General features: G+C 39.1%; 21 protein-coding genes. 6 read left to right on the forward strand and 15 right to left on the reverse strand.

The genetic code is table 11. The features are described 5' to 3' along the window. Nucleotides 1–2: 2 nt before the first annotated feature. The 5 genes from nagA to KO501_RS17000 all read right to left on the reverse strand — a co-directional run bounded on the left by nagA (nt 3) and on the right by KO501_RS17000 (nt 5,173). A complete protein-coding gene (nagA, locus tag KO501_RS16980) occupies nt 3–1,127 on the reverse strand; it encodes an N-acetylglucosamine-6-phosphate deacetylase (RefSeq protein WP_216030882.1) in 1,125 nt (374 codons plus the stop codon). Between the two features lie 2 nt (nt 1,128–1,129). After that, on the reverse strand, nt 1,130–2,131 hold the full coding sequence (gene nagB-II, locus KO501_RS16985) for a glucosamine-6-phosphate deaminase NagB-II (RefSeq protein WP_252728536.1): 1,002 nt from the start codon (nt 2,129–2,131) through the stop codon (nt 1,130–1,132). Nucleotides 2,132–2,133: 2 nt separating this feature from the next. Beyond that, on the reverse strand, nt 2,134–3,015 hold the full coding sequence (locus tag KO501_RS16990) for a BadF/BadG/BcrA/BcrD ATPase family protein (protein ID WP_216030883.1): 882 nt from the start codon (nt 3,013–3,015) through the stop codon (nt 2,134–2,136). 165 nt (nt 3,016–3,180) lie between these two features. After that, entirely contained in the window at nt 3,181–4,632 is a 1,452-nt protein-coding gene (locus KO501_RS16995; RefSeq protein ID WP_216030884.1) for a M20 family peptidase, read from the reverse strand. 31 nt (nt 4,633–4,663) lie between these two features. Continuing rightward, on the reverse strand, nt 4,664–5,173 hold the full coding sequence (locus tag KO501_RS17000; RefSeq protein WP_216030885.1) for an NUDIX domain-containing protein: 510 nt from the start codon (nt 5,171–5,173) through the stop codon (nt 4,664–4,666). 178 nt (nt 5,174–5,351) lie between these two features. On the opposite strand from KO501_RS17000, the gene KO501_RS17005 reads away from it, so the two are divergent. Together KO501_RS17005 and KO501_RS17010 are read left to right on the forward strand one after the other, a co-directional pair. After that, nucleotides 5,352–6,725, forward strand: a complete 1,374-nt coding sequence (locus KO501_RS17005; protein ID WP_216030886.1) for a YcjX family protein — start codon at nt 5,352–5,354, stop codon at nt 6,723–6,725. A gap of 5 nt (nt 6,726–6,730) precedes the next feature. Next, nucleotides 6,731–7,633 carry a YcjF family protein gene (locus tag KO501_RS17010; RefSeq protein ID WP_216030887.1) on the forward strand — a complete coding sequence of 301 codons (903 nt, stop codon included), beginning with the start codon at nt 6,731–6,733 and terminating at the stop codon, nt 7,631–7,633. A 93-nt stretch (nt 7,634–7,726) separates the two neighbouring features. Here the strand turns inward: KO501_RS17010 and KO501_RS17015 are convergent, their stop codons facing one another. The 3 genes from KO501_RS17015 to KO501_RS17025 all read right to left on the reverse strand — a co-directional run bounded on the left by KO501_RS17015 (nt 7,727) and on the right by KO501_RS17025 (nt 9,663). Continuing rightward, the gene (locus tag KO501_RS17015) at nt 7,727–8,761 is read right to left on the reverse strand and encodes a mechanosensitive ion channel family protein (RefSeq protein WP_216030888.1); all 1,035 of its coding nucleotides are present in this window, start codon (nt 8,759–8,761) and stop codon (nt 7,727–7,729) included. 105 nt (nt 8,762–8,866) lie between these two features. After that, nucleotides 8,867–9,079, reverse strand: a complete 213-nt coding sequence (locus KO501_RS17020) for a cold-shock protein (RefSeq protein WP_216030889.1) — start codon at nt 9,077–9,079, stop codon at nt 8,867–8,869. 299 nt (nt 9,080–9,378) lie between these two features. Beyond that, a complete protein-coding gene (locus tag KO501_RS17025; protein ID WP_216030890.1) occupies nt 9,379–9,663 on the reverse strand; it encodes a pyrimidine/purine nucleoside phosphorylase in 285 nt (94 codons plus the stop codon). 468 nt (nt 9,664–10,131) lie between these two features. Between KO501_RS17025 and KO501_RS17030 the strand changes: the two genes are divergently transcribed. From KO501_RS17030 to KO501_RS17045, 4 genes are all read left to right on the forward strand, one after another. Next, a complete protein-coding gene (locus KO501_RS17030) occupies nt 10,132–11,304 on the forward strand; it encodes an outer membrane beta-barrel protein (protein ID WP_216030891.1) in 1,173 nt (390 codons plus the stop codon). A 2-nt stretch (nt 11,305–11,306) separates the two neighbouring features. Continuing rightward, the gene (locus tag KO501_RS17035) at nt 11,307–11,852 is read left to right on the forward strand and encodes a polysaccharide biosynthesis/export family protein (RefSeq protein ID WP_216030892.1); all 546 of its coding nucleotides are present in this window, start codon (nt 11,307–11,309) and stop codon (nt 11,850–11,852) included. Nucleotides 11,853–11,865: 13 nt separating this feature from the next. Next, nucleotides 11,866–14,076, forward strand: a complete 2,211-nt coding sequence (locus KO501_RS17040; RefSeq protein ID WP_216030893.1) for a polysaccharide biosynthesis tyrosine autokinase — start codon at nt 11,866–11,868, stop codon at nt 14,074–14,076. 89 nt (nt 14,077–14,165) lie between these two features. Then, entirely contained in the window at nt 14,166–15,125 is a 960-nt protein-coding gene (locus KO501_RS17045) for a nucleotidyltransferase family protein (protein ID WP_216030894.1), read from the forward strand. On the opposite strand, the gene KO501_RS17050 is transcribed toward KO501_RS17045, so the two are convergent. The 7 genes from KO501_RS17050 to KO501_RS17080 are packed head-to-tail and all read right to left on the reverse strand — an operon-like array spanning nt 15,102 to nt 22,110. Further along, entirely contained in the window at nt 15,102–16,166 is a 1,065-nt protein-coding gene (locus KO501_RS17050; RefSeq protein ID WP_216030895.1) for an acyltransferase, read from the reverse strand. The genes KO501_RS17045 and KO501_RS17050 overlap by 24 nt on opposite strands. After that, nucleotides 16,159–17,466 (reverse strand): lipopolysaccharide biosynthesis protein, encoded by a 1,308-nt coding sequence (locus KO501_RS17055; protein WP_216030896.1) that lies wholly within the window; start codon nt 17,464–17,466, stop codon nt 16,159–16,161. Before KO501_RS17055 ends, KO501_RS17050 begins: the two co-directional genes overlap by 8 nt. Then, entirely contained in the window at nt 17,463–18,185 is a 723-nt protein-coding gene (locus tag KO501_RS17060) for a WecB/TagA/CpsF family glycosyltransferase (protein ID WP_216030897.1), read from the reverse strand. Before KO501_RS17060 ends, KO501_RS17055 begins: the two co-directional genes overlap by 4 nt. Further along, nucleotides 18,182–19,039: a glycosyltransferase family A protein gene (locus KO501_RS17065; protein WP_216030898.1), complete on the reverse strand. Its 858-nt coding sequence runs from the start codon at nt 19,037–19,039 to the stop codon at nt 18,182–18,184. The genes KO501_RS17060 and KO501_RS17065 overlap by 4 nt, the downstream gene beginning before the upstream one ends. Before the next feature lie 7 nt (nt 19,040–19,046). Continuing rightward, entirely contained in the window at nt 19,047–19,955 is a 909-nt protein-coding gene (locus tag KO501_RS17070; protein WP_216030899.1) for a sulfotransferase, read from the reverse strand. Next, a complete protein-coding gene (locus KO501_RS17075) occupies nt 19,952–21,070 on the reverse strand; it encodes an O-antigen ligase family protein (RefSeq protein WP_216030900.1) in 1,119 nt (372 codons plus the stop codon). Before KO501_RS17075 ends, KO501_RS17070 begins: the two co-directional genes overlap by 4 nt. Continuing rightward, nucleotides 21,067–22,110 (reverse strand): hypothetical protein, encoded by a 1,044-nt coding sequence (locus tag KO501_RS17080; RefSeq protein WP_216030901.1) that lies wholly within the window; start codon nt 22,108–22,110, stop codon nt 21,067–21,069. The genes KO501_RS17075 and KO501_RS17080 overlap by 4 nt, the downstream gene beginning before the upstream one ends. Between the last annotated feature and the right edge of the window lie 29 nt (nt 22,111–22,139).

Here is a 22,139-nt window from a genome sequence, read left to right on the forward strand (position 1 = left end):
CGCTAAGACATCAACTTACCATTACGCCATGTACCTGTAATAGCTAATTTTTTATCTAGCGTTAGCCAGTTTGCCTGAGCCCCTTCTTTAAGTGTACCTATTGTGTTGCTTAATCCTAAAAAGTGGGCCGGGGTGGCAGTGGCCATTTTTAATGTACTATCAAGGGGAAAACCTAAATCAAAATGGGTATTTTGAATCGCTTCTTGTTGAGTAAGTACCGAACCGGCCAAGGTGCCATCTTCTAGTTTGAGGGCTGGGCCTTGGCGTAGTACTTTCACGCCTTGGTAGTAAAAATGGTCTTGATCGCTGGCAGCTGGTGCCATGGCGTCGGTGATCAACATCAGCTTTTCGTCACCTTTAAGGCGAATGGCCAGCGTAGCGCTTACAGGGTGCAAATGTTGATGATCGACAATTAAACCGCAGTAAATGTCGTTGCGGTATAAGGCGGCACCCACAGTGCCCGGCTCTCTGCCGGTAAGAGGCGACATGGCGTTATACAAGTGGGTAGCACTGCTGGCACCTGCGTCAAACGCGGCAAAGCAGGCCTCGGCGGTGGCATTGGTATGGCCAACCGATACAATCACACCGGCATCCGTTAAGCGACGTATATCCGCAGTCGATACAGTTTCTGGTGCGACGGTAACCATAACCGTGCCTAAATCTTTGCGGGTAAACAGAGCAAACTCTTCAGCGCCCAACTCGCGAATATATTGGTTACTGTGCATGCCTTTTTTGGCGGTGCTTAAATGAGGCCCTTCAAAATGTACGCCGGGAATGGCGATAGGGTCCCACTGGCGGGCCTGGGCAATGGCATCGGCGCCTTGTTTCATTACCGCTAAATCATCGGTAATGAGGGTGGGCATTAAGCTGCCCGTTCCTGTGGTTAAAAACGCGTTTGCCATTTGCTTTAAGGTATCGACGGTAGGGGCGTCGTTAAATTGTACGCCGCCACAGCCGTTTACTTGAATATCAACCATGGCGGGCATTACCAGCCCGTCTAACGGGATAGCATCTTCAGCAGATGCATGGGAAACCAACCGGGTAATACGGCCATTTTCAACCTCAAAACGCATGTTATTCAGTAGTGAATAGCCATCGAATAATTGTGAAGCAAAATAGCGTGTCATGATTACATTGTCTCAGTTACTTTTTTAAGGCCTACAGGGCTGTCTGGATCCATGTTTAGGGTGCGGGCAGCCAGTTCTATGTCGACATAGAAGCGTTGCATAATAAGCAGAGGAGCCACCAGTGGATGGGTGGTTTTGTCGGTTTGCAGCATGGGGCAAACCGTAGCGCCGCGGCTTTTTACTTCTTCTATTTGAGCATGATGATATTGTGCCGAGGCATCGTCAATATGTACATCAAGAATAGCTACACCGCGGTTTAACAGCGATATAGGGCCGTGCAAAAACTCGGCACTACTAAATGCTTCGGCCTGAATGCCGCACACTTCTTTTAATTTAAGGGCTATTTCGCGAGAAATGGCATAGCCAAATGCCCGCCCCAATACTACGCAGCGTTCCATGGTGCTAAGGGTGTCGGCTAACAACACAGGTTGGCTAGCGAGTACTTCTTCCATTTGCAGAGGTAACGACGCCAAGGCTGCAGTAAGGGAAGTATTTTGGGTGCAAGCTGCCACAATATCTAACAGGGCGTATAAGCTAGCCAAGTAGCTTTTGGTTGCAGCCACGGCTACTTCAGGGCCTGCACATAAAGGCACAAAAAAGTCGGCTACGTCTTTAAGAGGAGAGGTTTCGTCGTTCACCAAGGCAACACACAAAGCGCCTTGCTCTTTTGCCATGCGGGCTTGAGCCAAGATGTCGGGGCTACGGCCAGACTGAGAAATAATAAACACAAGGGCTTTGCGTAAACGTAAGGTTTTGCCATACACGCTGTTTACCGACGGCGCGGCAGCGGCGACGGGCAGTCCCATTTGCGTTTCGATAAGATATTTACCAAATACACCGGCGTGATCAGAGGTACCACGGCCAATCATGTAAACAAATTCTGGGTCGTGACGTTTTATGGCATCAGCTAGGGCGATGATCTGCGCTTTATTTTGCTGTTGCTGACGACGGAATACTTGGGGTGTTTCGGTGGCTTCGGCAGCCATTTTGGTCATTTGTGCCATTTTCAGGCCTCCTTAAATGCTTGTCGTGCCAACACCACCGCACCTATTTCGGGCGGATTAAGTGCTGGGCTTAAAAGTTGTTGAATGTGAGGGGCAAACCAGCCTGTCCAGTGGCCAGATAAACCACCAATAATAGAGATACGCTTGGCGCCAAGATCCTTTAACCGTAAAATCACCGCTTCTAAATAGGCTTTACCGTCTTCCATAATGGCGGTAGCTACGGGGTCGTTCTTGTACACATGATTTACCACTACCGGCGCTAATCGAGCGAAGTCGCGGCTGGCATAGTCAATGGCTTCACCAACAATTTCGCGGGTATTGTCGGTTCCCAATGCTCGACATAGTGCATGCACCATAGGGGTGGGCGGTTGCAGTTTGTCTAGCACTTCTAAGGTGTAGTTAAGCCCGCGCCATCCCATCCATGCGCCGCTGCCTTTGTCGCCTAACGGAAACCCGTGGCCGCCTACACCGGTGTGCACGTTGTTTACGCAAGCAAAAGACGAACTGCCCGTACCGGTAATAACAATGGCACCTTCTGGGCTACCATGGGCACCGACACAAGCTACGTGTAAATCGGTGGTCACTTTGACGTTTTTAAAGGGCAAAGACCATTTTTCGGCAATGCTGCGGTAAGCCGGTACATTTACACCAGCTAAACCTAAGCAAACTGACAGTTGCTCTAGGGTTAAGCCTGGTATGCCAGCAGCGTTAACCGCTTCACTTGCCGCATCAAGAATAGACTGAAACGCTAAATCGGCGTTTTGCACAGGATTGGATGGCCCGGCTAACCCTTCGGCCAGTAAATCGCCGTTGGCGTTTTCTAGCCGTGCTTTGCATTTTGTGCCGCCACCATCAATACCAAGAAAAAACTGTTGCTGTGCCACTTTTCCAATCCTTAATTAAAACCTGTGCGCTTAATGAACAGTGTTACATAACACTGACAGCGTAACAGTAGAGTTTTATGTCAACGTTGTCAATTTAAATCCTAACGTTTCCTCTACAATATCTTTACGTTAAGGGTATTTGCCCTCTATTCCTTTAGAATAGCGCTATTGACGCTGCATCACGGCGGTATAAAAGCGCACAGCGTTGACCATATTCTGTATGCTCACTTTTTCGTTGGTGCCATGAATCGTGTCGACATCAGACATGGTCACCACCATGGGGGTAAAGCGATAAGAATGAGTAATTTGCGAATAAAAACGGCTGTCGGTAGCAGCAATGGTGATCCCGGGTGTAATAATGGTATCAGCGTATATTGCTTCGGCAGCATCAGCTAAATCGGTAAAACCTTGGGTATCAGAAGGGGCAACGTTAGCGGCCTCAAACGATTCTAATGCTTCAACTTTAATTCTGTTGTCATCAATGGCGTTGGTTACATGGGTAAGTACGTCGTTTATGGTGTCTCTGGGGTGAAGACGAAAATTCACCGTGGCCGTGGCCGAGGCGGGAAGCACGTTCGCTTTTACGCTGCCCGATAACATGGTGGGCGCCGTTGTTGTTCGCAACATGGCATTGCCGCTGGGGCTGCCTGCTAAAAACGAATTTAACAACGGTTTAAATAACCACATATTGGCAAACAAAAAGCGTTTAGGAAAATCCATATGGCGAGCAATGTTGCTGTACATTTGCTTGCTTACGCCTTCCAGTGAGCCGGGTAGCGGGGCGTTGTGTAGCTTCACCAAGGCATTGGCAAGCAAGGTTACTGCGGTATCTTCAGGGGGCATAGAACTATGACCACCGGCAGCAGTGGCGGTAAGCTTGACGTTAAGAAAGCCTTTTTCGGTTACGTTGATACTGGCAATGTCTTTCTCTACCCCTGGCGCAATGCCGCGCAGTACAAACGAGCCCTCATCTAACGACCACGCAGGGGTAATGTTATGTTGTTTAAAATACGCCAACACCGACTGCGCCCCCAATTCGCTGCCTAATTCTTCATCGTGGGTTAGGGCAATATAGATATCGTTGGTGGGAGTAAAATCTTGCTTTAGCAATGCAGACACTGACGCCATCAAAGCCACTACGCTGCCTTTGTCGTCTAAGGCGCCGCGGCCCCAAATCATGCCATCGACAATGGTGCCGGCAAAAGGCGGGTACTGCCAGTCTTGTTCGGTGCCCGGGTTAACCGGCACGACATCGTAGTGGGCAGAAAACAGCACAGGCGCACTATTTGCGGTGCCTTGCCAGTGTAGTAGCAAGGTATGCTGATTTAGGCGATTGACGGTTACCGATGCAAATACCTGCGGATAAGTTTGCTCTAACCAAGCGGTAAAATCGCTAAAGGCGGCGTAATTGTCGGTATTGCCGTTTTCACGAGACAGGGTTTGAAACTGAATAGCTTGGGATAGCTGCTGGGCTAGTTGTTCGCCGTTGGGGGTAACCGTAATGGCATAGGTGGGCGATGCCGTTGTGGCAGGCACAGAAAACCGTACGGTGTTAAAAACCAGTACCCCTAGTAATAACACCAACACCCCTGCTAGAGACATAAAAAACCGTTTCATGCTGTCATCCTTTTCTAAATAAATTGTGCTGTTATTTTGCTAGTAGTTTTTTTACTGCCTGTCGCATGGAATCAAATGCAATATCGTTTAAGTTAATCTGTTCAGGTTTCAACCATGTGACGCCGGCAATTTCTGCTTCCTGTAATGAAAATACCGGTTTATTGGGTAAATGGGTAACAAAAAACGCATCACATGTGTGATAGCGCACATTCGCGTAGTCATAAATGTTAGGCGATGACATCAGGTACTGCCATTGCGTTATTGTTATACCTAACTCTTCTTCGGTTTCGCGCTGTATGGCTTGTTCTAACGATTCGTTCATATCTACAAACCCACCAGGTAAGCCTAGCTTGCCTTTAGCTGGGTTTTTGGCGCGAACGGTAAACAGTAACTGTCCGTCGTGAATAATAATACCTGCCGCCGCCGTGGCCGCATTTAAAAAGAAGGTGAAATTGCAGTGGTCACAGTGGTAGCGGTTGTCGGATAACGTGAAGGCGTCGCTTTTACATGAGGGACAAAAAGAAAACGGGTTGGTTTGCATACATACTAAGTAGTAAAAAAGAGATGTACTTAGCATGCCAGAGGAGGAGGGGTGGCGGCAAATTCTGTTTCCAAATATGACTGTGTATTCCTTTTTTTATTTAAGCCCCCATAATGATTAAAAGGCAAGATGCTTAACATTGGAGACATTTTATTCTTAGTCAACGCAATAAACCGCTATGAAAGGTATTTTTAAACAGGTGCTGTCGCCCCTAGAGCAACTGCTTGACGGCATGACTGCGGCCGGCGATTGGTTTTCCCGTGAAACCCACCGTTTTACCATTACCGGGTTAAGCCGTAGCGGTAAATCTATGCTGTTTACCAGCTTAATGACCATACTAAAATACCGCAGTGAAGAGCAGTACCAATGTTTGCCACTGTTAAAACGTTTGCCAGTAGAGCTGGTAGATGCCATGTGGTTAGAGCCTCTTGACGACTTCCCTATGTTTCCTATCGAACAGCATATGGCTTCGTTGGAAAACGGCGAATGGCCAGCGCCCACAGAAGATGTATACGGGTTTAAAATGGTGGTGCGGTTGCGCCAAACCAGCCAGCTAAAAAAGCATTTGTTCCCCCATACCCATGTGGTATTTGAATTTATTGATTATCCTGGCGAGTGGATCACCGATTTACCAATGCTAGGGAAATTTTATACCCAGTGGTCTGATTCTTCTCTTGCCCAGCAGCTTACCGAACCCCAACGTTTTTATGCACAGCAATGGCATAAAACCTTAGAAGCTTTCGATTTTGATGTGCCGCCCGACAGCCAAGCCGTGTTCACTTTAGTTAGTGCTTATCGTGAGTACTTACTTAAAGCAAAGGCGGCGGGAATAGCTATGTTGCAACCGGGCAGCTTTTTGTTAGATGGGTCGGGCTTTGAATGGCGAGAACACGGTTTTACCCCCTTGCCGACAAAAATTAGCAGCGATATTGATCACCCTTGGACAAAGCATTTCACTGAGCAATTTCAGCATTTTCAAACTAGCTGGTTACAGCCCCTGCGAGATAGCACTTTTAGAGAATCTGATAAGCAAATTATTCTTATTGATTTATTTGAAGGGTTAAATCATAGCCGTCAGCACTTAGGGCAACTAAAAGAAACCTTAAGTCATCTTGCGGATGTGTTTGTGTATGGCGAGTCGAGCTGGTTTACAAAAACACTGTTGCGCAAAAAAGAGATAGGCAAGGTGGCGTTTGTTGCTACTAAATCTGATTTAATTCCCGATGGTTTTAAGCCCGAACTGCTTTCATTGTTAAAAGATGTGAGCGCGGGGGCAACGGCCAAGCTAAGCCGTGACGGCGTGGCATTCGAGCACTTCTTAGTCTCGGCAATTAAAGCCACCGATGAGGGCCGGCACGACGCGGCACTGCGCTACACCAATGCAAATAAGGTGTATACCGAGGTGAACTTTGAGCCTGTACCTGCCTCTATTCGTTCTATGGCCGAAGATGAACACTACCCGGCATTGCAGGTGCCAGTGCCCAACGATTATTTACCACGCATGTTAAAAGGGCGTGGGTTAGATAAACTTTTTCAATTTTTACTGGGGTGAACGACATGCACAACACAGAGCAAGACGAGCCTCGTTATCGGTCTAGAATTACCGAAACACCGCTACACCAAAGTGCGCCTACCGAATCGATGCCGGTAAAGCCCGATACCAGCGAATGGGACGTAGACGGCCAACGGGGATTATCCCTGAAAATAGTAACTATACTGTTAGGTGGGCTATCAGTTGTAGGCTTTATGGTGTTTAATGCAATACAGGAAGTGGTTGTGCAGTTTGGCGATCATCCTGTGGCCTCTAGCTTGTTGGGTGTGTTGCTAGGTGGATTTATTGTATCGTTACTGGCACTTATTGTACGTGAGTGGTTAGGGTTTCGGGCGGTAGAAGCCTACGTAGATGCACCGTTAGATGTTGGGGCCTTGGCAAAACATGACGACGTTAGCCATGTAAAGCATAGTATAGAGCGTCATGCCAGCCGATTTGGCAAAGACAGCTACGCGGCAAGATGCTATAAGAACTATCAGCAAGCCATTAACAGTGATATGTCGGTACAGGATATTACCGATGTGTACGAAAGGTTGGTGGCCACCCCGGTAACAAAAAAAGCCGAGGATATTTTGCGTAAAGAAGCGGTAGTAAGTGGAAGTTTGGCGTTTATTAGCCCAAACCACTTAATACAAACGTTGGCCATTAGCTGGATTAGCTTTCGTACCATTCGCCGTATTGCGCGGGTGTTTGGGTTACGCCCCGGTACAGCAGGCAGCTGGCGGTTATTTAAAGTGCTGGCACAAAACTTAGCGGCACAAAGTTTATTTGATATGGCTACCGATGAATTAGCAAACCAGATCACAGGGTCGTTAGCCGCAAGAGTCATGGAAAATTCGGCAGAAGCCGTGGCCGCAGGCGCGTTAAATGTGCGTCTTGGCAGAACCTTAATTAAATTGCTGCGCTAGGAGATTTTAGCGTAGCACGTACCAGTCCCTCAGGTCTGTTTAGCTCATCATTCAGACCTTTTCCCGCGTCGTTTTGGCGCGGGATTTTTTATTCTATTCAAGAATGTTTGTGCCGTCTTCCGGGTCCCGTGATTGTTCGGCCTGGCGGCGAATGTCGTCATTTTCACTGGTAACATCTTCTTGGTGATCATGGCCTTTAACTTGGCGCTTAGCGGCCGGTGTTGTGTTGCGGTTACCTCCGGCTGGCGAACTAAGGTTGCTGCTTTGGTTTTTTAACGCCGGGTTATCTAACGGAAAGCCATCAGGAAAAACCACTTCTCGGGCATCGTCAGGCATAGAAATACCCGCATCTAGAAAAGCTTCGGTAAGCAAACGCATTAACGACGAGGCCATTTTAAGAATGCTAGAGGCTTCTACGTTTATCCAAAAATACACTTTAAGGTTAACTGTAGATGAGCCTAAGTTGTCGATAAGCACCATTGGCTCGGGCTCGGTTAATACATGGGGGTGATCCCGCAGTAATTGAGCGGCGAGTTCGCGAACCTCGGCAATGACATTGTCGTAACCCACGCCAATTACGAAATGACCGCGCATATTGGGGTTAGCCGTTAAGTTTTTAATAATGCCTTTGTACACGGTGGCGTTTGGCAATTGTATGTGGTTTCCGTCGAAATCCACCAAAGTGGTGGCCCGAGACGTCACTTTTTGTATAACCCCTGTGTAGCCAGCAATTTCTACCACATCGCCAATACGAAACGGCCGTTGAACGGTAAGTAATAAACTAGAAATGAAGTTTTCGGCAATATCACGAAAGGCAAAGCCTAAAATTAAACCAATAAGGCCGGTGCCGCTAACAATGGCGACCGCAAATTCGGTAAGCCCAGCCATTTTCAAAAAAATGTACGCGCCTAACAAAATAATGAGAATACTAACCGAGCGACGCACCACAGAACGCAGTAACGGGCTGCCGGTCATAAAGTGAAAGGGCTTTAATACAAAAGAGGCGACCGGTGAAGCAATAAAAATAAGTACAACAAATATGACCAAACCCATAGCGACATCGGGTAAATGGGCTAATAGATCAGAACCTAATGTTGAAATAGAACTAGTGGGAGATGTGTCGGGCATTGTGGTTACCTGTCTTAGAACGACAGCGTAAGTACGGCCCTGCAGGAATTTAAGACCAAAAAAAAGCCGGGACTAAGTCCGGCTTTTTTTAGCAATAACGTTAAATTAGATAACTTGAACGTTGCTTGCTTGAGGGCCTTTTTGGCCTTGTTCGATAACGAAAGACACTGATTGGCCTTCAGATAACGTTTTGAAACCGTCAGAAACGATTGAACGGAAATGTACGAAAACGTCTTTTCCACCGTTGCTAGGCGTTAAGAAACCGAAACCTTTGTCTTCGTTGAACCATTTAACTGTGCCGTTTACTTGATCAGACATAATAAAACCTTTTTTAAATAAATATAGTGAGGTGTGTTACCACCGGAAAAGCTATAGATAGAAATAGATAGAACTTACCTAGTAGAGCAAATGTATATCTATTCGACTTAAAAAAGGGAGTAGAGAAAACAGAGCAGTAGTAGAAAGCGCTTTAATATCTAAAGCGTGGTAACTATACCGCTGCGGTATGCTCGTGTCTAGTGTTAATTGTAAATAAAGTGATATTAAGTGAGTTTGTGGTGCAAATGCCTGCACCACAATAGTTCAAAAGCGGCGTGGTGCAGGGGATTGGGGGGTGTTTAGCTATAAAAGCATAAATAGGCGGTGGTGGTAGAAACTTTAACGTCGAAAGACTTATTAGCGTCTACGGTGAATGATGTGCCGGTTTTAAACGACTTCCATTCATCTTCTTCTGGAAGTTTGACAACCAGCTCGCCTTCTACAACTTTCATAAGTTCGTGTTGGGTGGTGCCGAACTGATATTCACCTGGCAGCATAACACCAGAAGTGCAGGGGCCATTGGCCGAGTCGAAAGCGATAGATTTAACTTTATCATCGAAGTAGCTATTAACACTGAAAGACATGTTGAGATCCCTATACAAAGAAAGGACACAGTGTGACGTATTCTTTGGGGTGGGTCTAGGGGCTATAGTCTTCAAAAAAATTGAAAAGTAGAATGTACGAAAAAGGTCGTGTTTAGCTGGCGAACTTGGCTTATAGAGTGTACTTTAGGAAGCTAACACACTTGACATAATGACTAGTTTTTTTTCACCTTTTTGTAATAACAAAAGAAGAAAATTGATAAAAAATTAATTCTTGCATCGCAATTGCTATGTAGAGTGCTTTTTATGCATAATGGTCGAATGTCTGGGGCATATACAGGTACTACTTACCATACATGTACATGGATTCACGAAAAAAGTTGAAAAATAACAAACTTTTAGAATATGAAGTGAGCTTTTCTTCAGCCCTGCGAGAATTTTGTAATAACGTTACAAACTGACACCCCGAATCAGCTATCGATTAATCAAGGATTTATGGAAAATTTAGGAATGGTAAAAAAACAAACTTTAGTTTCGACTGCGCTTTGGCTAGCAGTAACAGCGCTTCCGGCTTTGGCTCAGGAAAACCTTGATGCTGGATTTTACATAGATGGGAAAGCCTCGATCGTTCATGATGACAATATCTATAGAGTTACGGATGAGTTAGCCAAGTCTGACGACTATCTGAGTATTATGCCATCGATAGACTTAATAGGAGAGTCTGGCAAGCAGCGTTACGAGCTATCATATTCTGGTGATTATGCAAAGTTTAATGATGAAAGCGATGCGGATTTTGACGACCATGTATTCAAAGGAAAAGTTAGCTTTGATCATACCCTAAAGTTTAGCTCTAGATTAGAAGCAGGCTATCAAAGTGAACATGAAGATCCAGGTTCTATTAATCGTGTCCAGCTAGACATTACAGAATATAACAAATATGACCAAAACTATTTTTTGGCAGGCCTGAGTTACGGTAGCGAGGCTGCTGTTGGTCGTTTATCATTTGATTATAGAAGAACAGATAAAGACTATAAAAATAATGGTTTAGATTATCTTGATTTTGTAAGCAACCAGTTTAGTGGTCGCTTCACTTATAGGTTAGCACCTAAAACCAGGGTTTATACTCAAATCATTCAAACAAATTACGATTATTCTCCAGCAACAACATTTGAGCTGGACAATAAATATATTCGTTATTTAGCAGGTGTTACTTGGGATTTTACAAATAAAATTTCAGGTGATATCAACATAGGATATCAAGATCGAGACTACGACTTAGAGAGTCTACAAGATATCGACGGGTTTGCTTACGACGGTGAGTTAAACTGGGCTATTAATACTTTTACTAAAGTCGGAATAGCTGCGACACGTGAATCTGTGGATTCTTCACTTGAAGAGGTAGGCGGGTTTCTTCGAACCTCTTATTCTCTGAGTTTTGAGCATGAAATTACCGAACTACTCAAATTAACAGCAGATGCCGGTTACCTAAATGATGAATTAGTATTTACGTCAACCCGTGAAGATAAGCGGTATGCATATGAAGTTGGAGTAGAATATGCAATTACAAGAAATATAGTATTGGGCTCTTCTTACACTTATGAAGAAAGAGACTCTACTGACGAATTAGCTAACTTCGAAGCTAATATATTTCGCCTTTCTATCGCCGTTGAATTGGACAATTAGTCATGGTTAAAAGTAATTCGTTTCTCAGTTTTTTAATATTATTTCTATCCACTATATCTGCGTCTAATTTAGCTAATGCTCAATCCTTAGAGCATTACAAACTCGGTGCTGATGATGTAATTTCAGTAAGCGTTTTCGATGAACCAGATTTAAGCTTGAAAGAAGCTCGAGTTTCGAGCACCGGTACTATCGCAATGCCGTTGATCGGGCAAGTAGATGTAAAGGGGTTGAGCGTATCCGAAGCCGAGCAATTGATAAGAGAGCTTTATTTAGGGGACTACCTAAAAAAGCCAGATATTAATATAACAATAGTTGAATATAGACAATTCTATGTAAATGGGGAAGTGAACAAACCTGGCGGGTATAGTTTTAGAGATGGAATGACAATACAAAGGGCTATTACTTTAGCTGGAGGTTTTACTGAGAGAGCGGCTCGAAAAAATATCAAACTTTTAAGAGAAAATGGTAATGGAGTCCCTGTTGAGGCAGATATATCTACTCAGGTAAGGCCCGGAGATGTAATCACAGTAGAAGAAAGCTTCTTCTAAAAGGAATTCAAATATGCGTGAATTAGGGAATGCAGACTCTTCTGTTAAACAAGCTGAAAACACTATAGATTTAGGTTTATATTTTAAAATTCTCAAGAAAAGAAAATGGAGCATAATGCTTTTTACATTTGTCTTTTTCTCGTTGGGAGTTTTATATTTAAGTAAAGCTACTCCAATTTATCAAGCGTCAGTTAAAATTCAAGCTGATCCAGTTCAGCCAAATGCAAATGCTCAAGACGCTTTTTTAATGAATTCTATGATATTTTTATTTTACGAGACTCAGTATGAAATTATTCAATCAAGAAAAGTAGCTGAAAGTGTTGTAGATAAACTAGGTTTAGTTGAGCGATTTAAAAAAGAACAAGCTGAATTAAAAGAAAGCGGTGAGAGCGGTGGAGTTCTATCTTCGACCAAGAAAATTATTAAAGAGTTTCTTAGTTCTGATAAACCTAAAGAAGACGTAACTACTGACTTAACTGATGAAAAAATAAAAATAATGCTAGCTCAGGAAATACAAGCTGGGCTAGTTGTGGAAGGCGGCACTCAAAGCCAGATTATAAATATTAGCTATCAGCACGAAGATCCTAAACTAGCTGCAGATATTGTTAATGCTGTTAGTGAGGCTTATATTGAATTTGGTTTGGAAGCCAGATTGAGTCAGATAAAAGACACTGCTGATTGGCTAAGTGAGCAACTTGATGACCTTAGAGTAACATTACAAGAATCCGAAGATAAGTTGAGAGACTTTAGATTGTCTCAAAACTTGATGGATACCGAACAACAGCAGCGTATAGCTAATACTCAGTTACAAACTCTGAATACAGAATTAGTGAGAGCGCAAACTGAGTATTCAGAGGCGCAAGGCCTATATTCACAGATTATCCAGTTAGAAAAACAAGGCGGTAGTTATAGAAGCCTTGGACCAGTTCTACAAAGTAATACCATTCGTGATTTGTCTAGAGAAGAAGCGACCCTTAGTAGAAAAGTTAAGGAGTTGTCAGAACGATATGGTGAGAAGCACCCTAAAATGATTGCAGCGAGATCAGATCTACTTAGTGCAATGTCAAATCTTGATCGAGAAGCCGCTAAAATTGTAGAAAATATTAAAGAAGAATATAGGTCAGCTAGAAATCAGATTGATAATATAAAAGACTTGCTAGAAAGGAATAAGCTAGAGTTACAGTCTTATCAAAGTGAAAGCTTTGAATTAACAAGGTTAGAACGAGAGGTCGAAAATAATAGACGAATCTATGAGAGTTTCTTGAGTAAGTTGATGGAAGCTGATGTCTCTGGAGAATACGATGCATCTAATATTCGAGTTATAGATGAAGCAACCAATCCTGAATTACCAGTCTGGCCGAGATTTAGCATAATTTTACTTGCTTGTATGATTCTAGGTATTGGAAGTGGCGTCGGATATGCTTTGTTAACCGAACTGTTAGGTAGCGTATTTAGAACACCAGATCAATTGGAACAAGAAGTTGGATTAGCTTCCTTAGGCATAACTCCTGTTGTAGCCAAAGCTAGAAACAGCATTGCTCCAGAGTTGCAATATATTGCAGATCAACGAAGCACTTTTTCAGAAGCAATAAATACAATCCGCACAGGACTACTATTTTCTGATATAGAAAATCCTCCAAAAACTATTCTAATAACTTCAAGTAGTAGTGGTGAAGGAAAGACAACTTTAGCAATTAATTTAGCTACAGCTTTAAGTCAAATGGATTCTACGTTGTTACTAGAGTTGGATTTACGGAAGCCCGCTATAGCAAAAGATCTGAATATAACGAAAAGGATTGGGATTTCAGATCTTATAGAAGGTTCAAGTTCTGAACTTGAATTTAGCACAATTTCTGAAGTTCCAAACCTAAAAGTTCTTACTTGCGGAAAAATTCCCAATAACCCTATGGAAATTATTTCTTCTAAAGAATTCTCTTCGCTATTAGAGAAATTTAAAGCTAAGTTTAAGTACATTGTAATTGATAGTCCGCCTACTTTACCTGTTAGCGACTCCTGTATTTTAGCCAAGAAAGTAGACGCTACGTTGGTGGCTGTGAAAGCGGAGCATACGAAAATTCAGATGGTTAAAGAAACTATATCTCGCTTAAATAAAGTGAATGCGAAAATTACAGGCGTTGTTCTTACTCAGGCCTCGCCGCAGAAGATGGCTTACTATGGTGAACATTATTATCAAGACGGCTATTATGGTGTAGATAAAAGCTGATTCTTATAATATTACCCATGTATATAATATGTAGGGGCTTTGAATATTAATTCGAGCCCTTTTTAAATTTCATACATCTAAGAATCAATATGGAAAGCAACGTAGAATTTTTCTATCGTAATATTCTAAGTGATTATAAAAATGAAGAGACTGTTACTAGATTAGCTAACGCTGTACTTTTAGAGGATGAATTATCTAAATTTCTATTACTGAATGAGTGTGAAAATTTATTTATCTCAATTGACCCCAAAAGCAATGTCTTCAAAAATTACTTTTTAAAAAAGTCAAAAATTATACTTTATGGTGCTAAGCAGAAGAAAATAATTTTTGATATAGGTAAATTTTTAGATAGTTTGGATACAAGTCTTATTCTATTAAAATCACTTGGATTAAATGATTTTCTTTATGTAAATGAATCAAGAGTTGGTTCTGATATAGATATTCTCATTGCATCAGATACTAAAAAAAAGTTATTAGAAAGCTATCCATCTGAGATAGGAATATATCAACCTTTTAAAGCTAAGCCTTTTGAGGGGCTTTACGAAGAAACTTGGATAATTGATAAGATAGTTATCGATGCACATCAAAGATTAACGAATCAGTATCTTTTTAATATACCTACTTCATGGCTATTTGAAAAAGCATTTGAGCATCCAGGCTACGGTTTGAATAGCATTAAAACTCTTCCGTATGAACTTCATATTATTCACTTAGTAATTCATATTTTCAATGATGGTTATTTACCACATCATTCGACAATAGACTTAGCAAAGATCTTGAAAAATAAAGATATAGATAAAGATAAGCTATCAAAATATGCCGCTAAGATCGGATGTGTAAAAATATTCCGAATAATATCTGACTATGTAGAAAAAAACGTAATAAAGGGAATGAAAGTTTCTCCACCTATTCTATTTAGGAAAAAATCTAATCACAAGATAAAAAAAATTATAATGCAGTATCTATACATCGATAGCAAAAAGAAAGTATTTATCAATCACATAAACTATATCTATCGATACATATCAAGATCTATATTTTTTTCTTAATTGCAAAAAATAACTATCTACAAATTTATCTATCAAATACGCAAATAGATAGGTAACAATAACTGAAAACACAATAATAACAGTTTTATTATCTAGCTGAAATTCTAAAGTTTTGTAGATAAAATAATGTGATAAATAAATGCTATATGATAAAACCCCGATTCTTTTTAAGAAGGAATTTTCTAACCAGGACCAGAGGATAAAATTAGGATATTTTAGTAAACAATAAAATATCGGAAGTAATGCAATACCCTGAAAACTATATCTAAAAGCCTCTCGGAAAGTGTTGTCTCTATATAGGAATGAAATAAGCAATATAGCTGCGGACCCTATCAGCATAACTATAGCTAGTTTTGGCAAGCTTGTATGTGATTCATCGCTATCATTATTAATAATTGGATTAAACCTTGTCAAAGCAAGTAGAACGCCGAATAGTATGCTATCTATCCTCGTATCGGTAGCGAAGTATATTCTATTATGTGTTGCGTGAAGAATATCAAATAGAACAAACCTCCAAATGCAGACACTTATTAAGATAACAAGTATTGTTACTATCAAACTCCTTCTAGATTGATAGTTGAATGATATAAGTAACAGTATTGGAAAACCGAGATAAAAATGTTCTTCTACGGCTAGAGACCATAAGATGCCTGTTCCATCTGGGCCTTTGAGCGAAAGATCAAATATCTGATTGTAGTTTGCTAAATAGAACAGTTGGTAGAAAAACGAGTTAATACTAGTTTCCCCTTCTGAAAAATTAAAACTAACCAACAAATAACTAACTAAAAGCAAAATAAAAACCGGTGGAAACAATCTAAAAAATCTGCGAAGAAAGAAATTACTGATAGATATACTTTGTTTGGTATCGTACTCAGTTATCAACAGAGTCGTTATAAGAAAACCACTAAGAAAAAAGAATACAGTAACGCCAAATCCGCCTGGAACGATATGTCCTAAACCAAAGTGTGATATGAGAACCAGCATAACTGATAACGCTCTAATACCATCTAAGTTTCTGATATATCCAATCTTTTTAGTCATTTCTGTATGCCTTAATAACCGTATTTATATTTTTTCGACTTAGAATTGGTACGAGCCAAAAACCTAACCGATATCGGACGAAAACGAAAAGTGACAAATTTTGGAGTAAAATAGACAGGGAAATAGCGATACTTACACCTATTAGTCCACCATAGTGAGCTGAAGGAAAAGCTGATACTAGTATGAATAACGTGACAATTATTGATACCTGCCGTACATCTTTTTCGTTTCCAGAAAGATTGAGAAGATAACCTACTGAACCTGTTAACACATTACCAAGTTGGCCAAGAAGTAAAATTTGTAAAATTAAAAAATATTCTTCGTAGTGTTCACCAAAAATTCCAATTAGTTCTTTACTGTATATAAATAATATTATTATAAGAGGTAAAGTAACTGAAGCTAAAATAAATGAAAAAGAACATGCAATTTCTCTAAGAGAATTATTAGCTCCTTTTTTAATTTCTTTAACGAAAAGTGGAATAGAAACTGTATTTACGATCGTTAGTATGAAACCTAAAACAAAAGCAAACCTATTGCATGCACTTAATACTGCAATTTCTGAGGGATTTAAAAATAATACTGAAATGAAATAGATACCCCATTGAACAACTAATCCAAGCAATGTTGATTGGTAGAAAATTACACGCGTTGTTTCTGAATCTTTTCTTAGACGAAAACTATAATTATCTAGATTAAATTTAACGTTTGATTTTTTAAGTATATAAATCGCAAAAGTTAACGAGATAATAGTACTGAGGATGTAAAAATAATAATAATATTTGAGCTCAACCTCATGACTGAGAAAAGAGATAATAAGCACACATATTATAAAAATAATATTTACTGCAAAAGTTTGGCAAAAACTCGCCATAATAAACTTTGATTTCGACTGAAAAATAAATCCTATAAAATTAAGAAGTGTAAGAGGAATAATAAAAATGGATAGATAATCAATTGAGTATATATATCGGCTAAAACTTATATCAAGAAATGTAAGACGTAGGAACCAATAAAAAAGAGAAAAAATAATAGAAATAGCTAAAATTCTACTCCATAATGTTGTAGCAAATTTTACTTTTTCGTTATCTTCTAAAAGATTAAATTCACGTAATATTAAGTTGTCACTACCTTGTCTATAAATGACAGATAACACAAACGATAAGGTTACTATAAAAAGAAAGTAACCCGCATCTTCAGCAGATAGAGTATTTGTAACTAATATAGTTAGCGCTAGCCCAGAAAATGCAGAGAGAACCTTAGAAAAACCGACAGAGAACAAAGAGATTAAGAGATTTTTCATTTTTTGATTTTATATTTTATAACTAAGTAAAATATGTAAGGACCTTCGACTATATATCTTTTAAAAAGGCGACGAGGTGATTGCATTAACCTAAATAGCCATTCTAAATTCAGGTCTTGAATTAATTTCGGAGCACGTTTTTCTGAACCTGAAAGGAAGAGCAGAGATGCTCCACAACACAAAAATACACCTTTAACGCCATTTTCTTTGAGTTTTTCTGCTAATATCTCTTGTCTAGGACTTCCAACGGCAAGAAAAAATAATGATCTAGGCATTAGTCTCGCTTGTTCTACAATTTCTGCCACTTCGGACTCTTTATTAATAAAGCCGAATGACGGTTCAATGTGGCTGATCTCTTCTATTTGATACTTAGCTTTAATCTTCTCTATATCGTCTTGAGAGGCTCCAATACAACATATATTTAAATTTTTTGCTCTAGCGTCTTCAAAGATCACTTTTGTAATATCACTTCCAGGATTTACGTATCGAAGTGGATTGTCTAAGATGTTACTCAATTTTTTAAGTATTCTACTATCATTTACAACGATATCAGCTTTATCATACGCATTTTTAAACTTAATACTTTTATTATATCTATTTATATGATCGACATTTGGCGTAACTATTATTTTTCCTTCATATTTATAGTTAAATATTGAATCAATAATTTCACGCATTGTTATGTCATCAATTTTTACACCTAAGATTTCTTTTTTCATTTTGAAAAAGCTTTTTTTATTTTTCTGGAAAGAGTATTAGAAAAATGTTTTCTAAGCTCCAAATCTGGAAGCCTTTCTTTTCTACCGAACATTGACGAAAAGTAACCTTTTAAATATTCAATAGACTGCTTTCTTTGGCCTATGGCAATAAAATTAAAGAACTTTAATACTGCGTAGAGAGGCGTTATCCCTCGATAATAACTAGAATACCCATAATAAGAATATCTAGTACGAGATCCCATTTCTCGGCAAGTATAAGTAAGCTCATGGCATGGGTATGTTTTATAACCTTTCAGTTCAGCTTTACCAAGTGATAGCGTATCGGCTGATGGCCCTACGTAGTATCCGCAATCCATAAAACAATCGTATGTCCACAATCTACAGTTGCCTCTAACCCATTCGCTGGCCTCACCATCTTTACTTCCGTCCTCGAATATTCCAATACCGCTTGATATTGAAATACTATTATCTTTCATGTATTCAGTTAAGGTTTTATAATAATCGCTGGAAGGAAAGCAATCTGCATCACATATTCCCAAAAAGTCTGGCTTGTCAATATCTCCCTCTTTAATCAACTTCATTAAATGTTCGAAGCCAGTGTTAACTACAGTCGAGTATTTGACTCCCAATTGATATTCTTCATTCGGAAGAGCGAAATTTAGAACTATGAAATTATCAACGTTATCGATTGTTTTGATTCGTTCTAACAGTTCTTTACTGCCATCTTTACTTCCATTCTCTACTATTATCCAACAATAAATTCTTGTTGACTGAGTAGAGATAGAGTTAATCAGTCTATCGATATTATCAATTTCGTCCTTTAAAGGAGTTACGACAGCGATTTTTTCCATCATAAGTATTTTAAATGCTCCGCTCTAGTTTTTTTCTATAAAATTTATTCTTTATTTTCTTATAATATTCATCAATGAAAGTAAAGAAAATATTTGAATCAACTTTTCCACTTAAAGGAAAATCGTAGTCATTAAGAACTGCATATTTTTTAGAAGAGAAAAATGATTCAATATATTGAATGCTAGTGGTGTCTAACTCTGTCTGCCATGCGTTGATTCTTTTGTTTTGTCCGTGTTTCTTTTCGACTAATGTATGTTGGCTTTTTGTATATCCTGGTAACTCAAATTTCGAAGAGAGATTCTTTTCGTAATACCCTAGATTGTTTCCAAACTTTGAAATATTCTCATCTAAATTTTTGATTAGCTCTTCGTAGTAACAAATATCGGATGAACTTTTTGAAACGTACGTATCAATTATATCTAAATATTTAACAAAATGTTTGCAAAAATAATAGGCAGTATTGGGGCCCCATCGTAAATCTTTTATCGAGTTGAATAGAGATCGTGGGTCTCTCATGAGAGGTAAAATTTTACAAGCGTTCCCAAAATAACGCAGATGTTCGCTTATCCATAATGTATTTTCAGGTGTATGATCTATAACAATTCCATTCTGGATAGATTCAAGATCAACTTCATTATAAGCGGCGACTAATCGATAGAATAATTCTGCGATATTACTTGCGTCAATAAACTCATAATGTGGTATCGAAACGTTCCACACTCTAAATTTAAATGAATTATTCAAGATTTGACCCAACTTCTCATACGAAATTCTTTTACACTTACTTTTAGCCAGTTCTTCGTATAAGTCATGTAGAAAATGACTTTCAGGTATTGAGTAAAATCCCAATTTTTCTACGCAGGATTTTGCTAAAAATGTAGTTCCAGATCTTGGGTATGACGCTACAAATATGATCATCGCTGACTCCTGATACTTCTCTCTATAAAAAGAAATAATAACAGCATAAACGTCACGTTCACTATCATATTTCCTACTAGCATGGGAATCAAAAATATAGAAAATATAAATAACTTTGTTTTCATCTTTCTGATTATGAGATACCAAATAGTAAAGTAAATTGTGGCTCCTAAAAAGCCGATTTCAGCTATCTTCCTAACGTAATCGTTGTGAGGGTCCGTAATCATCCAGTGGAAGTAGTAATTAGGATAAGACATGGTTCCGATGCCAAGTCCAAAATAGTGATTCCAGGTTGGATGATGTAATAGGCTATCTATTATTGCGTACCAATAAGTTATACGCCAAACAAGAGATGTATCATTACCGAAAGCTCTCTTTGCTGAGCGGGATTCAATTTCACCCAAGTTCACGGAATTGAATTTTTCAAATATAAGTGATAATGGCTGTGTGTCTTTCAATACCCAAATTAGAATTGCAATGAAAATACTGACTATTAAAAATTTAGGTATACTTTTTCTAAAATTATAAAGAAGAAGTGTTAAACACGTTGAAATAATTCCGCCAGATGAGTTTGACAGTAATATTAAAAGTAGTAATAGGCCTATAGTAGTCTTTTCAGTAATGTTTCTAGCACCTCGGACTAGTAATATGTATGCAATCATTAAATTACAAGCATAGGCTAGGTGGTTAGGGTGTGGGAAAATTGAAGTAAATCTACCGTGATACATTAATATAGGATAAAGTATCAGTGTACAAATAACTAGTTTTGAAAATATTTCTATTAATGAATCAATACTTTCATTATCTAACTTTTTAATAATTACAGTGTATATAAGTATAAAAGCAAAGTTACGTAATATTTCTTCGAGTAAAAGGCTGAGATTGGAACCATTAATAAATCCAAAAATTAAATTAACAAAAAGAAATGCAGTTAAAAGTATTGTAATACTGTTTAATTTTATGGTTTTGTTTTTTAATGTATATAGTAATGCTATAAGCAATCCTGCTAAAATAGCTAATCCCTGTGATATTAGACTTATTCCTAGTACTAGAAAAAAAGATAGTATTAAACTTCTTTGCTCTGTTATAACTAAAATTGAAGTGGCTTTTTTCATAGTGTTATATACGCCGCTTGTACAGAATTTTCACTTATCGGATAGTTGAAATATAATCTCTTGCCATCGTCCGAAAAAGAGGGGTTTAGGTGGTAAAAATGTTCCCATACTAGATCATCGAAGTTATTTGAAAATACAGTCTCACATTCGAAGTTAGACATTTTACATAGTTTTATATAAATTATTTCGCTGTAATAGGCGCTATCAGTTGCTACTAGGTCTGAAGAAATATCAAAATGATTTACTTGCAAATTAATTTTTTCAGAGCTCTCAAAGTCTAAATCAACTTTTGTTAAGAAATTATCTACTCCACCATACACACCATCTTTGGCTATAAGATAATGTATCATTAAGTCCCTTTTGATAATCGATTTTCCATCATATTTTGCTAGATATTGAGTTTTAGTTTTCCCTATCATCAAATCAACGCGAAAGAATATACTGTTTCCATCCTCTGAAAATTTTAGATTCCATACATCTTTTAATTTACATTTTTCATCATCTAAGCAAAATTTAGCTTCCAAATCTTTGTAGGATATTATTAAACTTTCATCTTTCTCTAGAATACTGTAGACGTAAATTCCCGGTGAGTTAGTAGCTGAGTGGAAATCTTTTTTAACTAGTATTTTGTTTTTTGCGTTTATTAGACCTAGTTTTCCGTCGATTTCAGCTTTCAATTCGCTCTTATCGATATCGAATATTTTTATGGTTTGATAACCATCTTGATAAACGATAGTGTTTTCATCATTCCAGTATTGTCGAGCGCCATTGTGAGGGTCTACTAAGCTAACTGGAATGATGTTATTAAATTTTTCAATCATATTTTTCTTATTATAGATACGGATTGCACCAGTTCTATCTTCTTCATCTATTTCAAGGTACATAATCTTTTCTTTACTCGGACTTTCTGGACTAACTGTGTATGAACCAAAGACACAATTGTTATAACTTCCGCAAGGTAAGACCTTTATTTTGTCTTCACTCATTACAAATTTTATGGAAATTAAAAATAACACAATAACTATAAATATAATTTTCATGGTTCTTGGTCCTACAGGCTATACCGTGA

The sequence above is a fragment of the Alteromonas sp. C1M14 genome (assembly GCF_018860965.1).
Taxonomy (GTDB): Bacteria; Pseudomonadota; Gammaproteobacteria; order Enterobacterales; family Alteromonadaceae; genus Alteromonas.

Bases quoted from the DNA above. Each gene is read 5' to 3' on its own strand.
- nagA (WP_216030882.1), bottom strand. From the start codon at position 1,127: ATGACACGCTATTTTGCTTCACAATTATTCGATGGCTATTCACTACTG.
- nagB-II (WP_252728536.1), bottom strand. From the start codon at position 2,131: ATGGCACAAATGACCAAAATGGCTGCCGAAGCCACCGAAACACCCCAA.
- KO501_RS16995 (WP_216030884.1), bottom strand. From the start codon at position 4,632: ATGAAACGGTTTTTTATGTCTCTAGCAGGGGTGTTGGTGTTATTACTA.
- KO501_RS17000 (WP_216030885.1), bottom strand. From the start codon at position 5,173: ATGCAAACCAACCCGTTTTCTTTTTGTCCCTCATGTAAAAGCGACGCC.
- KO501_RS17005 (WP_216030886.1), top strand. From the start codon at position 5,352: ATGAAAGGTATTTTTAAACAGGTGCTGTCGCCCCTAGAGCAACTGCTT.
- KO501_RS17010 (WP_216030887.1), top strand. From the start codon at position 6,731: ATGCACAACACAGAGCAAGACGAGCCTCGTTATCGGTCTAGAATTACC.
- KO501_RS17015 (WP_216030888.1), bottom strand. From the start codon at position 8,761: ATGCCCGACACATCTCCCACTAGTTCTATTTCAACATTAGGTTCTGAT.
- KO501_RS17020 (WP_216030889.1), bottom strand. From the start codon at position 9,079: ATGTCTGATCAAGTAAACGGCACAGTTAAATGGTTCAACGAAGACAAA.
- KO501_RS17025 (WP_216030890.1), bottom strand. From the start codon at position 9,663: ATGTCTTTCAGTGTTAATAGCTACTTCGATGATAAAGTTAAATCTATC.
- KO501_RS17030 (WP_216030891.1), top strand. From the start codon at position 10,132: ATGGTAAAAAAACAAACTTTAGTTTCGACTGCGCTTTGGCTAGCAGTA.
- KO501_RS17035 (WP_216030892.1), top strand. From the start codon at position 11,307: ATGGTTAAAAGTAATTCGTTTCTCAGTTTTTTAATATTATTTCTATCC.
- KO501_RS17040 (WP_216030893.1), top strand. From the start codon at position 11,866: ATGCGTGAATTAGGGAATGCAGACTCTTCTGTTAAACAAGCTGAAAAC.
- KO501_RS17045 (WP_216030894.1), top strand. From the start codon at position 14,166: ATGGAAAGCAACGTAGAATTTTTCTATCGTAATATTCTAAGTGATTAT.
- KO501_RS17050 (WP_216030895.1), bottom strand. From the start codon at position 16,166: ATGACTAAAAAGATTGGATATATCAGAAACTTAGATGGTATTAGAGCG.
- KO501_RS17055 (WP_216030896.1), bottom strand. From the start codon at position 17,466: ATGAAAAATCTCTTAATCTCTTTGTTCTCTGTCGGTTTTTCTAAGGTT.
- KO501_RS17060 (WP_216030897.1), bottom strand. From the start codon at position 18,185: ATGAAAAAAGAAATCTTAGGTGTAAAAATTGATGACATAACAATGCGT.
- KO501_RS17065 (WP_216030898.1), bottom strand. From the start codon at position 19,039: ATGATGGAAAAAATCGCTGTCGTAACTCCTTTAAAGGACGAAATTGAT.
- KO501_RS17070 (WP_216030899.1), bottom strand. From the start codon at position 19,955: ATGATCATATTTGTAGCGTCATACCCAAGATCTGGAACTACATTTTTA.
- KO501_RS17075 (WP_216030900.1), bottom strand. From the start codon at position 21,070: ATGAAAAAAGCCACTTCAATTTTAGTTATAACAGAGCAAAGAAGTTTA.
- KO501_RS17080 (WP_216030901.1), bottom strand. From the start codon at position 22,110: ATGAAAATTATATTTATAGTTATTGTGTTATTTTTAATTTCCATAAAA.